Source organism: Maribacter sp. HS (assembly GCF_048059195.1).
In the GTDB taxonomy this organism is placed as follows: Bacteria; Bacteroidota; Bacteroidia; order Flavobacteriales; family Flavobacteriaceae; genus Maribacter; species Maribacter dokdonensis.
Window position 1 is genome coordinate 26,324 of record NZ_JAYLVV010000010.1, and the last position, 15,274, is coordinate 41,597.

Annotated in this window: 14 protein-coding genes; 6 read left to right on the plus strand and 8 right to left on the minus strand. The window is 35.0% G+C overall.

Features of this window, described 5'->3' with window-relative positions:
• Nucleotides 1-2: 2 nt before the first annotated feature.
• The 5 genes from pyrR to VBZ51_RS17740 form a co-directional block, all read right to left on the minus strand.
• Complete coding sequence (gene pyrR / locus VBZ51_RS17720) at nucleotides 3-542, minus strand: bifunctional pyr operon transcriptional regulator/uracil phosphoribosyltransferase PyrR (protein WP_058105769.1); 540 nt, start codon at nucleotides 540-542, stop codon at nucleotides 3-5.
• A gap of 114 nt (nucleotides 543-656) precedes the next feature.
• Nucleotides 657-1,385: a LytR/AlgR family response regulator transcription factor gene (locus VBZ51_RS17725; protein WP_058105768.1), complete on the minus strand. Its 729-nt coding sequence runs from the start codon at nucleotides 1,383-1,385 to the stop codon at nucleotides 657-659.
• Nucleotides 1,382-2,416, minus strand: coding sequence for a sensor histidine kinase (locus VBZ51_RS17730; RefSeq protein ID WP_058105767.1), 1,035 nt, complete (start codon nucleotides 2,414-2,416; stop codon nucleotides 1,382-1,384). Before VBZ51_RS17730 ends, VBZ51_RS17725 begins: the two co-directional genes overlap by 4 nt.
• A 6-nt stretch (nucleotides 2,417-2,422) precedes the next feature.
• On the minus strand, nucleotides 2,423-2,764 hold the full coding sequence (locus VBZ51_RS17735) for a DUF4907 domain-containing protein (protein ID WP_074669678.1): 342 nt from the start codon (nucleotides 2,762-2,764) through the stop codon (nucleotides 2,423-2,425).
• Between the two features lie 74 nt (nucleotides 2,765-2,838).
• The gene (locus tag VBZ51_RS17740; protein WP_416577804.1) at nucleotides 2,839-3,828 is read right to left on the minus strand and encodes a Kelch repeat-containing protein; all 990 of its coding nucleotides are present in this window, start codon (nucleotides 3,826-3,828) and stop codon (nucleotides 2,839-2,841) included.
• 241 nt (nucleotides 3,829-4,069) lie between these two features.
• On the opposite strand from VBZ51_RS17740, the gene VBZ51_RS17745 reads away from it, so the two are divergent.
• Nucleotides 4,070-5,410 carry a DUF4270 family protein gene (locus VBZ51_RS17745; RefSeq protein WP_083414181.1) on the plus strand — a complete coding sequence of 447 codons (1,341 nt, stop codon included), beginning with the start codon at nucleotides 4,070-4,072 and terminating at the stop codon, nucleotides 5,408-5,410.
• Entirely contained in the window at nucleotides 5,400-6,650 is a 1,251-nt protein-coding gene (locus VBZ51_RS17750) for an OmpP1/FadL family transporter (RefSeq protein ID WP_416577805.1), read from the plus strand. The genes VBZ51_RS17745 and VBZ51_RS17750 overlap by 11 nt, the downstream gene beginning before the upstream one ends.
• Before the next feature lie 448 nt (nucleotides 6,651-7,098).
• On the opposite strand, the gene rpsA is transcribed toward VBZ51_RS17750, so the two are convergent.
• Nucleotides 7,099-8,934, minus strand: a complete 1,836-nt coding sequence (rpsA, locus tag VBZ51_RS17755; RefSeq protein WP_058105762.1) for a 30S ribosomal protein S1 — start codon at nucleotides 8,932-8,934, stop codon at nucleotides 7,099-7,101.
• Nucleotides 8,935-9,199: 265 nt separating this feature from the next.
• Between rpsA and VBZ51_RS17760 the strand changes: the two genes are divergently transcribed.
• Nucleotides 9,200-9,580, plus strand: a complete 381-nt coding sequence (locus VBZ51_RS17760) for a LysM peptidoglycan-binding domain-containing protein (protein ID WP_058105800.1) — start codon at nucleotides 9,200-9,202, stop codon at nucleotides 9,578-9,580.
• Nucleotides 9,581-9,629: 49 nt separating this feature from the next.
• Here the strand turns inward: VBZ51_RS17760 and cmk are convergent, their stop codons facing one another.
• Both cmk and lon read right to left on the minus strand, forming a co-directional pair.
• The gene (gene cmk / locus VBZ51_RS17765; protein WP_416577806.1) at nucleotides 9,630-10,325 is read right to left on the minus strand and encodes a (d)CMP kinase; all 696 of its coding nucleotides are present in this window, start codon (nucleotides 10,323-10,325) and stop codon (nucleotides 9,630-9,632) included.
• A gap of 28 nt (nucleotides 10,326-10,353) precedes the next feature.
• A complete protein-coding gene (gene lon, locus VBZ51_RS17770; protein ID WP_058105799.1) occupies nucleotides 10,354-12,804 on the minus strand; it encodes an endopeptidase La in 2,451 nt (816 codons plus the stop codon).
• A gap of 262 nt (nucleotides 12,805-13,066) precedes the next feature.
• Here lon and VBZ51_RS17775 point away from each other — a divergent pair, with 262 nt between their 5' ends.
• Genes VBZ51_RS17775 through VBZ51_RS17785 form a run of 3 tightly spaced genes read left to right on the plus strand, consistent with a single transcriptional unit; the run spans nucleotide 13,067 to nucleotide 15,256 of the window.
• Nucleotides 13,067-13,621 carry an RNA polymerase sigma factor gene (locus tag VBZ51_RS17775; RefSeq protein ID WP_058105760.1) on the plus strand — a complete coding sequence of 185 codons (555 nt, stop codon included), beginning with the start codon at nucleotides 13,067-13,069 and terminating at the stop codon, nucleotides 13,619-13,621.
• A complete protein-coding gene (locus tag VBZ51_RS17780) occupies nucleotides 13,621-14,184 on the plus strand; it encodes a hypothetical protein (RefSeq protein ID WP_058105759.1) in 564 nt (187 codons plus the stop codon). Before VBZ51_RS17775 ends, VBZ51_RS17780 begins: the two co-directional genes overlap by 1 nt.
• Nucleotides 14,165-15,256 carry a hypothetical protein gene (locus VBZ51_RS17785; protein ID WP_210708057.1) on the plus strand — a complete coding sequence of 364 codons (1,092 nt, stop codon included), beginning with the start codon at nucleotides 14,165-14,167 and terminating at the stop codon, nucleotides 15,254-15,256. Before VBZ51_RS17780 ends, VBZ51_RS17785 begins: the two co-directional genes overlap by 20 nt.
• Nucleotides 15,257-15,274 lie beyond the last annotated feature (18 nt).

Below are 15,274 nucleotides of genomic sequence, written 5' to 3' on the forward strand. Positions count from 1 at the left end.
TCTTATCTATTTACTAAGTATATTATATCTTCCCCGTCATTTTCTTCCCACATCACCTTTACCTTCTCATCATTTATGGCATCTACCTGGCGCCCCCTGTAATTGGGTTGTATTGGCAAATGTCTGCTGAATCTGCGATCTATTAAACATAACAACTCTACATCTTTTGGTCTGCCAAAAGATTGCAAAGCAGTTAAAGCCGCATTTATACTTCTGCCTGTGTACAGCACATCATCAATTAAAACAACGTTTTTGTCCTCTACCAAGAAATCTATCTTTGTTTTTGTGGCCTCTAGGGTCTTTTCCCCTCTTCTAAAATCATCACGATAAAAAGTAATATCCAAAAACCCTAAGTCTATTTTCTTTACTTTATACTCCTCCTTTAAAATTTTATTCAAGCGTTCAGCAAGAAATTTCCCCCTTGGTTGAATTCCAATTAAAACTGTATTTTCAAAATTTAAATGATTTTCAAGCAATTGGCAAGCCAATCTATGCAGGATGATATGTATTTCTTTGGAAGAGAGTAAAACTTTTTGACTCATAATGGGCACCCGTGCTTTTAGCTTAACAAAAATAGATAATTCTATCTAAACTTTGACAGCCAAAATAAGGAAGTAAAATCAAAAAAAATAAATTTAGATCAATGAACGTGAAATCTATAAGCCCAAGATAGAAAAGAAGGCTTCTTTATGGCTTTCACCAATAGGTATGCGCATGTCATTAATAACTATTCTGTTACGCTGTACCGTTTTAATGTAATTTACATTGACCACATAGGATTTATGCACCCTAAGAAATTGATTTGCAGGTAACTTACTCATAATCTCCTTAAAGCTCATTAACGTTAAAATGGTTTTATTGGTGTTGGCAATGTGAATTTTCAAATAATCTTTTAAACCTTGTACATATTCAATTTGGTCCAAATCTATTTTTATACTTTCATATTCCGCCTTCACAAAAATGAACTTTTTTTCTACTGTACTATCACCGGTAGATGAGAAAACGTTTGCTTCCATAATTGGCTTTTGTTTTTTTGAAATTAAATCTTGTACTCTTGATACTGATTTTATAAAACGATGATAAGGTATAGGTTTCACCAAATAATCTACTGCATTCAACTCAAACCCATCTACCGCATAATGTGAATAAGCTGTGGTAAATATGAACAACGGTCTGTTATCTAAAGTGCCCATAAAATCTATACCGTTTATTTGGGGCATTTCTATATCACAAAAGATCAAATCTATTTTCTTTTCCTTGATTTCAGTAATAGCATCGAGCGGATTGGTATATGAGTTCACCAACTCTATAAAGTCTAGCTTTTCACAATAGCCAGTTAGTATTTCAATCGCCAAAGGCTCATCATCTATAATTATACATTTCATAAGCTTGATTGTTTTTGGTAAATGGTCAAAGAAACTTCATAATCTTGGCCGTCATTACTTACCTCTAAGTTGTGCAGACCTGGATATATCAATTCTAACTGATTTCTAATATTCTCAAGTCCGATACCCGAGTTCTTGGTGGGTTCTCTAAAAATTCCAATTTTATTCTTAACGTTTAAATAGATAGAGGCATCTGTAATTATCAATGAAATTTTGACATAGGTTTTACCCTTGTAATCCGTACCGTATTTAAAGGCATTTTCAATAAACGAGATAAATAGCAAAGGCGGTACCGCACGCCCTCTATCTTCACCCGTAATCTTTAAGGATACATTTTCACTATCAGATAGTCTTAATCGCTGTAACTGTATATAACTTTTTATATAATCTAGTTCTTTATTTAAAGGCACTAAGTCTTTATCTGCCTCATAGATCATATATCTCATAAGTTCCGATAAATCAACTATTGCCTCAGAGGTGTCTGGAGATTTTTTCACAGATAAGGCATAAATGGTATTAAGCGAATTGAACAAAAAATGTGGATTTAATTGCGCCTTTAAAAATTGTAGCTCAGACTTAATATTTTCCTTTTCAACCGATAAACGTAAATTCTCATTACGTTTCCACTCCACATACATTCTTAAAATAGCACTGATCACATAAGGTATTCCAAGATTTACAAACGTTCTATAAAACGGCATAAAACCAAGACCTCTTGGTCTTTCTTGTTGTATAAAGAAATTATCGGGTATTCTTGGCGGAAAAAAATGATTGAGCAAATACACCGAAAAAATCAAAAGTCCCAGTGAAAGAAATAAATAAAAGAGCACTGTCTTTTTCAGTAAATACTCTGGTACTAAGTAAAAATAATTGAAATAAAATAGTACTATAATTACAATGAGCTTTGGAAACACATCTGAAGGAATAGGTCTTGCATCATTTAGTACAGGATAAAATGTGAGTCCATAAAACAGAATCCAAATGCTGATATGGACAACTATCTGAATTCTATTATTAATTATCGATCTCATATACTATCAATGACCTACTTGGGTTGAAATATTCAATTTCGCCAGATCTGTCGGTAATAAAATTGGCGATTTCCCCTCTTCTAATTTAGATAGTACCAAGTTTGCCGTTTTCTGAGCTTCTTCTTTAGAAACAAATTGTTGCTTACCTGGAAGACCAGGAACGAACTCTTGTACGATCACTATCTTTTCTCCTCTCAAAATCTTATAACCAAATCCATCATCCAGACTTAATATTTGACTTTCAAATATTTGGTTTTGGCTGGGCTCAGATTGAATATACATAACAATGCCAAAGCCAAGTACCAAAAATAGCACAATAGCAAGCGAGTATTTTACAGTAGAACTCATAAATAAATGTTTAAAAATGGGCCAACCTTCACAGATTGACCCAAAAAATTAACAATTGCACTCACTATGAAAAATTAATCTTCGTCATCGTACTCATCCAATGGAAAAAATTCATCTAAATCATCTAGGTATAATGTTCCAGTTCTACCCATTCCTATAAATACTCGACTTCCATTTGAAAAAGCAATAGCATCTTGCCTTGTAGCTCCTTCAAAAGATGTTTTTTGTTCCCATTCATCTGAAGCTGGATCGTACTCCCAAACTGTATTGGTAGCACCACCTAATTCTCCGGTTGCTATATAACCGTATCCGTTTAACGTAAATCCAACAGCATTACTTCTTGCAATAGCATAATCATCTTCTTCATCAAGGTCTAACTTTGAAGTCCAACTTTCAGTAGCAGGATCAAATACCCAAAAATCATCTAAGTATACCCCGTTGGACACTCCAGTACCTAAATACACCAAACCATCTATAGTAAAAGTGGTGGCAGATCTTCTTTTATTTCCTCCAAAACCTACTAATTCAGTCCAAGTATCGGTTGCAGGGTTATACTTGTAGAAATCCTTTCTATCATTTTCACCATCATATCCTGTACCCACATAACCATAGCCGTTAATTCCAAAACCTACAGCACTTCTTCTTGCTGTTGGTAAAGAGGCAATTTCCGTCCATGTATTAGAGGCAGTATCATAACTATAAAAATCCGTCAATTCATCTACACCATCATACCCAGAACCTATATAACCAGTACCGTCAATCTCAAAACCTACGGCCGCATTTCTAGCAGCTCCAGGAAAATCAGCTTTTTGAGACCAGTAGTCACCTTCAATATCGTATGCCCAAAAAGAAGCCAAATAATCGTCTCCATCATAACCAACACCCATATACCCAATATTATCTATTGTAAAACCAGATACACTACTTCTTGGGCTACCATCAAATACAGATTTATCTACCCAGTTACCTAAATCGTCCTCATCATCACTTGAACAACTTGTAACTACCATGGCCAAAAGCGCCAACCCGGTAATTTTGTATACATACGATTTTCTTTTATTCATTACTTTTTTGTTTTAAGGTTCTTTCTTTGAGAAATCAAATCTACTAGAGACCCCAGGGTTCTAAAAAACACAATAGATTAAGATTGATTTTTAACATACCAATCCTAGGTTTTCATCTACGAACACAAACATTTCATTAATAGTTTAAATAATAGATTTCATCCCTTAACATTACGGATTCGTCTATTCAGGTTTTTACAACCGCATTGGGTATTTAGCTTTGATGAAAACTAAATTTTAAATGAAGGTGTTCTTAAACAAACTACGTGCACTCCACATCATAATGATTGGTGGTTTATTTACAATAGTCGTTATCTCTTGCAGTGATGAAATATATAATGATACCGATTTTGTAGCCGGTGAAACATTTACCGATAGTAACATTCGCCTCATATTGATCGATACATTAACGGTGAGTACCTCTACCATGAAGTTCGATAGTTTAGCTACTTCTGAATCTACAAGAATTCTTACAGGAAAATATTCAGATGCTGTTTTTGGTACCGTTAGGGCATCTAGCTACATGCAGTTTTTACCAGAGACCTATACCATAGATTCTGAGGCGGTATTTGATAGTTTGGTAATGGTCTTGGGATATGACAATTACTACTACAATGACACGCTACAGAAAAACACCATTCACATTAAAAAAATTATAGAAAACCTGAATCCAGAAAGTGATGATTATTTCTACAATACGAGTAAAATCAGCTATGATGAAGATGACCTGGGTTTTTACGAATACAACCCAAGACCTTTGGCAGGAGACTCTATAACTATAAAAATGATAGACGATTTTGGCACGGATATATTCTCCAAACTACAGGAGAAAGACATTGTAAATTCTGATGAATATAGGGATTACTTTAAAGGCATAGCGCTTTTACCTGACGAAACCGACAATGGCTCAATCATCGGTTTTTCAAAATCTTCCGAGAATACTTACATGCGCTTATATTATAGTACAGAAACCGAATATGAATCTGAACAGGAATATTTTGATATTCAAATAAACGCAACAACCACACCAATTCCTTTCTTTAATAGCATAACCGCAGAAGACCCTATTACACCGCTACAGGGCTTAACAGATAGTAAGGTCAACTTAGAAAGTTCCGATTCTAACAACGAGAGTTACATTCAATCTGGTGTAGGAATAGCCATGAGAGTACAATTTCCAAGTATTACGAGTCTTTACGACATACCTGGCAGTGGCACCATATTGGACGGCACCCTTAAAATAAAACCAGTTGCCCAATCTTATAACGATAACCTAAAACTAAGAGACACCCTTGCGGTATATGTCGTTGACCAAAACAATGATTTGACCGAAACCCTGTCCTCTACTTCCTATGCTATTTTAAACAGGGACAATCAAGAATTTAACGACATCTATTATGAAATATCCCTGTCTTATTATTTAGAAGAGCTTTACCTAAAGGACAGGGATATTGATGATGCTTTAATCTTACTTCCTGTTGATTATAATTCTACTGTAGATCGATTTATTATGAGCGGAAACGGTAATGGGGAAAACGAAACAATTTTAGAATTAACATACGGTATTTACGATGAAGATTAACCAAATTATAGTGGTCACCATAGGAGCTTTTCTTGGCATACAGCAAATTTCAGCACAATCAGAAGCATTAACCAGTTCTCCTTATTCCTTATACGGACTAGGTGTTATCAACCAAACCAGTATTGGAAAGTTCAATAGTTTTGGCTATAGCGGTATAGGTATTAAATCAACTTACGAGTTGAACAACTTAAACCCTGCCAATTACGCCTTAATACCCCAAAACTCTTTCCTGTATGATATTGGGGTTACCGGAGAATTTAATAATTACAGCAATACGTCAGATACAGAAGAAAAATCAAATGTCAATTTTTCCAATATCGCCTTTGGTTTTAGAATTGCAGAAAATTTTGGTGCAGGCATAACCATGGTACCTTATAGTGATGTTGGATATTCCCTACTTGGTGTAAGTAGCAACATTGAAGGGTCTACAAATTCATTTGAAAGTAACGTAACCGGTTTGGGGGGGCTAAATGATATTAAACTTAATATTGGTTATGCCTTAATTCCTAAGCTTAGGTTAGGTCTAAGTGCTTCATTCCTATTCGGTAACATTGAAGAGACGGAATCTTTTACTTACAATGCAACTGCTTTTGAATCTATAGAAAAAACAAATTATAGTGGTGCAAGACTTGGCTTTGGACTGCAATATGATGTTAACGAAAAAATTACCATAGGTAGTACTGTACAATTACCTACAAGTTTAAACGGCAATTTAAAAAGGTCTATCAACAAGTCGTTATCCGGTATTGAAATTACTGTAGAGGACGAGAGTTCAGATACTGTATCAGACTTTAAATTACCCCTTGAGTTGGGATTTGGTATGAGCATCAAACCTATTGAAGAGCTGACATTTAGCGCAGATTACAAAAAGAATTTTTGGACCAAAACCGATCAATCTGAAAATATAGGTAGTTATGAAGACCAAGACATCTATGCTTTTGGACTAGAATATATTCAAGACCCAACCAGCTATAAATATGGTCAAAGAATAGCATATAGAGTAGGTTATAATTATGACAATGGATATTTAGCCATTAGTGATGAAAAAGTTGAGGGCTACAATTTTACAGCAGGTATTGGTATACCAACAAGTAGAGGAACCCATTCTATGATCAACCTTTCATATAGCTATGGATCCAAAGGTCTATTACAAAACGTTTTGGTAAAGGAGAACTATCACTTACTTACCTTGAACTTAAGCCTTGAAGATATCTGGTTCGTGAAGAAAAAGGTGTATTAATTTTTTTACCAACCTGACCTTGTTCTGTGCAAACACAATTACATTAAAAGTATAATTACATAACAATCTCCACTAGTATTTCATTTACGTTAGAACCCTAATAGGAACCGACTGAATGAAAACTAATAAAGCCTAGATGAAAATCTGGGCTTTTACTATTTACCCTATTAACAAGACATTAAAATATATTCATTTCTTCAACATATCTATGTTGTTTACTTATTTCAGAAATTAAAATCCTAAACTTAAAATAGTAAAACCTATTTGCTTTGCTGATAGCCTTTTGATTATCATCTATTACAGAGGCAAAACGAAATCAATTAGAATGACGTGTAGTTCCATTGCGACTTACCTTTAGGAAACAACAAACAATCATAAATACAAAAAGCCCGGATTATGCATCCGGGCTTTTATAAACTATCCTATTTAAGGATGTATGCTAATGAAATTACTTCTTCTTAGAATCAGCTTCCATTTTGTCTTTCAACGCTTGTAACGCATCGTTAGCATCACCTAAAGTTGGCTTAGCCTCATCTGCACTAGCTGCTTGTCTTTTGACAGCCGCCTTAACATTACGTTGCTCTTCTTCACGGAAGATTGCAGTATGACTAGCTACAACACGTTTGAAGTCTTTGTTGAACTCAATAATCTTGAATTCAGCTTCATCACCTTTACCTAGTTTTTTACCATCTTCTTTTTCTAAATGACGTTGAGGAATAAATGCAGTAATATCATCGTTAAATTCAATTGTTGCACCTTTATCAACTACATCAGAAATGGTTGCTGTATGAACTGTACCCAATGCGAATTCAGTTTCATATTTATCCCATGGGTTTTCAGTAGTCTGCTTGTGACCTAAGCTCAACTTACGACCTTCAACATCCAATTCCAATACTTCAACTTCTAAAGTATCACCTACGTTAGTAAACTCAGATGGATGCTTGATTTTCTTAGTCCAAGAAAGATCAGAGATGTAAATTAAACCGTCTATACCTTCTTCTAGCTCAACAAAAACACCAAAGTTTGTAAAGTTTCTTACAATACCTTTATGTTTAGAACCTACAGGGTATTTCGTAGTAATATCAGTCCAAGGATCTGGAGTCAATTGCTTGATACCAAGAGACATTTTACGATCTTCACGATCCAATGTCAATACAACCGCTTCTACCTCATCACCTACATTTACGAAATCCTGTGCAGAACGCAAGTGCGTAGACCAAGACATTTCAGATACGTGGATAAGACCTTCAACACCTTCAACAACCTCAATGAACGCGCCGTAATCAGCTATAACAACTACTTTACCTTTTACTTTATCACCAATCTTAATTTCATCAGATAAAGCTTCCCAAGGATGCTTCTCCAATTGCTTAAGACCTAATTGAATTCTAGATTTGTTTTCATCAAAATCAAGAATTACAACATTTAATTTCTGGTCCAATTCAACAACCTCGTTCGGGTGGTTGATTCTGCTCCATGAAAGGTCAGTAATGTGAACTAAACCATCAACACCACCTAGATCAATGAACACACCGTAAGAAGTAATGTTTTTAACAACACCTTCCAATACTTGTCCTTTTTCTAATTGGCTAATGATTTCTTTCTTCTGCTCTTCAATATCAGCCTCAATAAGTGCTTTATGAGAAACAACAACGTTTTTAAATTCGTGATTGATCTTTACAACCTTGAATTCCATTGTTTTGTTTACATACTGGTCGTAGTCACGAATTGGCTTAACGTCAATTTGAGAACCTGGTAAGAAAGCTTCTATACCAAATACGTCAACGATCATACCACCTTTAGTTCTGCACTTCACAAAACCACTAACGATTTCTTCTTTGTCATGAGCCGCATTTACACGGTCCCAAGCCATAATAGTTCTCGCTTTTCTGTGAGATAAAACCAACTGACCACTTTTATCCTCACGAATATCGATCAATACCTCTACTTTGTCACCTACTTTTAAACCTGGGTTGTAACGAAATTCGTTTAACGAAATTACACCTTCAGATTTTGCGTTGATATCAATGATAGCCTCTCTATCAGTAATATAAACTACTTTCCCTTCTACTACTTCCTCATCGGCAGTATCAACGAAATTTTCAGCTACTAAATCTTCAAATTCCTTCAACTTTGAGTCATCTACACGCTCAATTCCTTGCTCGTATTTTTCCCAGTTAAAGTTCTCTAAAAATTCTTGTGGATCTTGCTGTGGAGTCTCTACAGCTTGTTGTGTTGCTTCGGTAGTAGCTTCTACCTCTGCGTTTGTTTTTTCTTCAGCCATTTGCTGATCAATAATTTGTATTCCATAATCTTATCAAGATTTAAGCAACGACTATGAAAGTAGTTATATCTTTTTGTTTATCTAATCCCTTTTTCTCTTGAATGCCTTGCAAAAAAGGTGTGCAAAAATAAGCATTTTATTTAAATTAGACAACACAACTTATTATATACCATTCAATTAAAGAATATGGCATGATTTTGGAATGGAATATCTTAAATATGCTTATCTTAGAAGCATTATAATAACCATTAAAAAAAGTAAAAATATGAGCGTTAAAGCGAAATATCAAGGGGTTTTGGACCTAGGTGAACAATTAGGTATCAAAGACGGTAACGTAACTGTTGAAGGAGATGTTCTAAAAATAAAAGGACAAGCAAAAACTCCTTATGAAAAGGATTTGATCTGGGATAAAATTAAAGCATTGGGCGGTGAAAGCCCTTCTGATATTAAAGCGAACATTACAGTAGAAGATGATTCTGTTTATCACAGACACGTGGTAAAAAGCGGTGAGTCTTTAAGTAAAATAGCTAAAGAATATTACGGTGACCCAATGAAATATAAAGCTATTTTTGAAGCGAATACCAACATCTTAAAAAATCCGGATGTAATTCATCCTGATCAAGTATTGGTTATTCCAAACAAATAATACATATACCACATAATAAAAAAGAGGTTAGCAAAACTAACCTCTTTTTTTATACTTGTTTTTCTATAACCCGAAGCGAATGTTCGTAAATTCTTTGAAACTGATCTTCCAGTCCTAAGTCACTATTATCGAACTCAATTGCATCATCAGCTTTTCTTAAAGGAGATATCTCTCTATTACTGTCAATATAATCTCGTTTTTGAACATTTTCCAAAATATCTTCATAGACGACATTCTCTCCCCTATCCAATAACTCTTTATACCTTCTTACTGCTCTCTTTTCAGGTGAAGCGGTCATAAATATTTTAAGTTCCGCATCTGGAAATACCACTGTACCAATATCCCTACCATCCATAACAATACCTTTATCAACACCCATTGCTTGTTGCAAGGCTACTAATTTTTTACGAACTGCCTCTAAAACGGCTACTTGGCTAACGTTCTTGGAAACCGGCATAGTCCTTATTTCCTTTTCTACATTTTCTCCGTTCAAATACATTTCCGCAAAACCCAATTCAGAATTGAATACAAACTTCAATTCAACATCACCTAATTTTTGCTCCAACGTATCTTTATCAACATTGCCGGCATTTACCAAACCTGCCCTCATAGCAAACAAGGTAACCGCACGGTACATGGCACCCGTATCTACATAAATATATTGCAGCTTTTTAGCTAATTGTTTTGCTAAAGTACTTTTACCCGTTGAGGAAAATCCGTCTATTGCAATGGTGATTTTTTTCATCCTATCAAAAGTATAAAGAAAAGCTAAGTTATAGCTCCTTTGCGTTTTTTACTTTAACCCCTGTAATGGCAATGTCAATAACTTCTGACATTTCCTTTACATAGTGAAACGTTAACCCTTTTAAATATGACTCTTTGATTTCCTTAATATCACGCTCGTTATCTGCACAAAGAATAATCTCCTTAATTTTTGCCCTTTTGGCGGCAAGAATCTTTTCCTTTATACCACCTACCGGAAGCACTTTGCCTCTCAATGTGATCTCACCGGTCATTGCAAGGCTCTTTTTAATACGTTTTTGCGTAAACAATGACACTAAAGAGGTCAACATAGTAATACCTGCACTTGGACCATCTTTAGGTGTTGCCCCTTCTGGTACATGAATATGAACATTATATTTCTCAAATACCGCGGCATCTATACCAAAACGATCGGCATTAGATTTTATATATTCCATAGCAATGGTCGCAGATTCCTTCATCACTTTACCAAGGTTACCCGTAATACTCATGGTTCCCTTACCTTTTGAAAGTATAGATTCTATAAATAAAATATCGCCACCAACACTGGTCCAAGCCAATCCGGTAACAACACCTGCCACTTCATTATTTTCATATTTATCACGCTCCATTTTAGGCGCACCCAAAACTTCTATGATAACTTCATTACTCACCTTTACTTCATAGTCTTCTTCAGTGGCAATAGATTTCGCAGCATAACGTACCATTTTGGCGATTTGCTTTTCTAAAGAACGTACTCCAGATTCCCTTGTATACCCTTCTACAATTTTTTCTAATTGTGGTTTGCCAATTTTTAAATGACTAGCATCTAAACCATGTTCCGTCAATTGTTTTGGCAACAAATGTTTTTTAGCTATTTCAACCTTTTCCTCAATAGTGTAACCACTTACATGGATAATTTCCATACGATCTCTAAGTGCCGGCTGTATACTGCCCAAATTATTTGCAGTAGCAACGAACATCACTTTAGATAGGTCATAACCCAATTCTAAGAAATTGTCATGAAAATCACTGTTCTGTTCAGGATCTAAAACCTCTAACATAGCAGATGAAGGATCACCTTGATGACTATTGGACAGCTTATCTATTTCATCTAAGATAAAAACAGGGTTAGATTTACCCGCCTTTTTTAGGCTCTGAATAATTCTACCCGGCATTGCACCAATATATGTTTTTCGGTGACCTCTAATTTCAGCCTCATCTCTTAAACCACCTAATGACATTCTTACATACTCTCTACCTAACGCCTCTGCAATAGATTTACCTAATGAAGTTTTACCTACTCCTGGAGGTCCATAAAGACAAAGAATAGGTGATTTCATATCATTACGCAGCTTCAAAACCGCTAAATATTCCACAATTCTTTTCTTTACATCCTCTAAACCATAATGGTCACGATCAAGAATTCTTTCTGCTCTTTTTAAATCGAACTTATCCTTAGAATATTCTTTCCAAGGCAAATCCAATAGCAGATCCAAATAATTTCTTTGAATAGAATATTCTGCCACCTGCGGATTCATCCGCTTCATTTTCGACAATTCCTTTTCAAAATGCTCTCTTTCTTTCTTGCCCCATTTCTTTTTCTTGGACTTCTCCTTCATCTCCTCTAGCTCCTCATCATAAGAAACACCGCCCAATTCTTCTTGAATGGTCTTCATCTGCTGGTGCAAGAAATACTCCCGCTGTTGCTGATCTAGATCATTTCTAACTTTTGATTGAATATCATTCTTAAGTTCAAGCTTTTGCATTTCAACATTCATATATTTCAATGTTGCCAACGCTCTCTCTTGCAGACTACCTATTTCCAACAACTCTTGTTTCGCCTTTACATCCAAATTAAGATTGGACGAAACAAAGTTTATTAAGAAAGAATCACTTTGAATGTTTTTAATAGCAAAAGATGCTTCGCTAGGAATATTAGGATTATCCCTTATAATTTTTAAAGCCAATTCTTTAATAGACTCTATAATTGCCAAAAACTGCTTATCGTTCTTTTCCGGTCTTACTTCTGCGGTTTCTCTAACTGTAGCTGTTATATAAGGCTTCTTAGTTAAGACTTCGGCAATCTCAAAACGCTTTTTACCTTGAATGATAACGGTGGTATTACCATCTGGCATTTGTAGCACACGTAAAATTTTGGCTACCGTACCCAAGGTATTTATATCCTTTACATCAGGATTTTCCGTTTCCTCATCTTTTTGGGAAACTACACCTATTACTTTTGAGCCGTTGTTGGCATCCTTAATTAAGTGAATACTTTTATCTCTACCCGCCGTAATAGGAATTACTACACCAGGAAAAAGTACTGTATTCCTTAAAGGCAATATAGGCAAGGTCTCTGGCAAGGTTTCACTATTCATTTGCTCCTCATCTTCTGGAGTCAATAATGGAATTAGCTCAGAATCTTGGTCTATTCCTTGTAAGGACATATTGTCAAAATTTGAAAATTTAGAATCTCCCATACTCATATATCGGTCATTCTGTCATTAAATTAACAGAATTTAGTTTTTATAAATTATACATAATTGCCGTAAAAACAATGAAAATCAGTTAAATACGGCTTTTTGCACTTTCATTTGCTATTATCTAATTCAATTCTTGTGCCAACTGAAATAAATCATTTCAATAAATACCCAACTATTGCTTATGGAATAATTAAAATTTATTTCCATCAAACTGTAACAAACTGTATTTTGGTTCATCTTTCAATAAACCAATCACTTTTTGAGCCAACAAAGAGAACATATTGATGAGCTAGTGCAATTGTGCTTAGCCGGTAAACAAAGTGCACAGCTAGAAGTGTACAACAGGTATTACAAGGCTATGTACAATACATCACTCAGAATCGTAAAAGACTCTGCCCAAGCAGAAGACATTATGCAAGAATCGTTTTTAAGCGCATTTACGAAACTGCATACTTTTAAAGGGGAAGTAACTTTTGGATCCTGGTTAAAGCGTATTGTTATTAATAACAGTATACATCAATATAGAAAGCAACAAAAAAAGAACGAAGTTGCTTTAGATGAGGTATTGTACAGGGTCGAAGATAATGACGGAATTGCATCTGACCATGTGTTTACAGAACTAAAGGCTCAAAAAGTGATGGAAACCATGAAAGATTTAAAAGACAACTACAGAATTTCTTTGACCTTACATCTAATTGAAGGATTTGATTATGATGAAATTAGTGAAATCATGAACATTAGTTATGCCAATTGCAGAACTACTGTTTCTAGAGCAAAAGAAAGTTTAAGGAAAAAACTAACACTCGCAGTCTAATGAAGAAAGATACTATTGACGAGCTTTTTATAAAGCTACATGACAAATTGGATTATGCCGAACCCGCCAGCGGGCACGAACAGCGATTCTTAGAAAAACTGAACGAGTCTAAAGGCGTGGCTACACTTACACCCAAGAAAAAGAACAGTTGGTTACTTTTTCTATCGGTCGCAGCATCATTTGCCATTTTATTAACGGTTGGATTATCCCAATTCAACACAGCATCAAGTATTGAAGAAAAAGTTGCCGAGATTTCGCCAGAAGCATCAAAAACACAATTTTATTTTGCGAATTTAATCGAAGAGCAGGTAAAAGAACTGAATTCAGAAAAATCACCCGAAACAGAAAAAATTATTAATGACACCATGGTCCAACTAAAAAAGCTTCAGCTGAACTATACCAAAATGGAGCAAGACCTTTTAAATGGAGGTAACAGCAAGTTAATTTTAAGTGCCATGATTACCAATTTCCAAACCAGAATCGATCTTTTAAACGAGGTTATGATTCAAATTGAAAATATTAAATCAATTAAAAAATCACATGATGAAAACTTTACTATATAAATATACTTGGCTATTATTTTTGGCTTTCTCAACAGTAGCCTTCGCTAATGACACTTCTTTTGATGGTAAGCATACCAAAGAAAAGACCATTAAAAAAGAGTTTAACGTAAGTACCAACGCGTTGCTAAAAATAGACAATTCTTATGGCAACTTAAATATAACTTCTTGGAATGAAAATAGAGTAGTAATTGAAGTTCACATTAAGACCAATGGCAACAATGAAGACAAGGTCCAAAAAAAATTAGATGAAATTTCAGTTGATTTTGAAGCCAATAACGAAAGAGTTTACGCCAAAACCATTTTCAACAAAAATAACAATGGCTGGGGATGGAGCTGGGGAAATAACAACAACGTTAATATGCAGATCAATTACACCATTAAGGTGCCCGTTAAAAACAATGTTGACCTCAGTAATGATTATGGCAATATAATTTTGGACAGAATAGACGGGCACGCCAAAATAAACTGTGACTATGGCAGACTTGAACTTGGTGAGCTTAGAGGCCGTAACAATCGTTTAAATTTTGACTATACTTCAAAATCCACTATTGGTTTTATCAACAGTGGTGAAATTAGAGCAGATTACTCGGGCTTTACTATTGAGAAAGCCGGCGACCTTCATATCAATGCTGATTACACCAATGCAAGTATAGGCAAAATGGGCAATTTAGATTATACCAGTGACTATGGCAATATGGACATTGAAGAACTACAAAGCATAGATGGCAATGGTGATTATATCACAGTAAAACTAGGCGTCGTTCATGGAGATGTATCTATAACAGCTGACTATGGCTCCATTAGAATAGATGAACTTGCTGCAGACGCTGGCGATGTAGAAATTAGAACGGATTATACCGGAGTTAAAATTGGATACAACAGTGCCTATCATTTTGATTTCGATATTTCTACCAGTTATGCCGGTGTAAGTGGCAAAGATGACTTCACTATTAACATTAGCATAGAAAAATCATCTGACAAACACTATGAAGGATTTTATGGTTCTAAAGGCAGTGGCAACAAAATTATACTTACAAGCGACTATGGCGGCATAAGTTTTAGCAAAAAATAAATCAATCAATTAAAAATG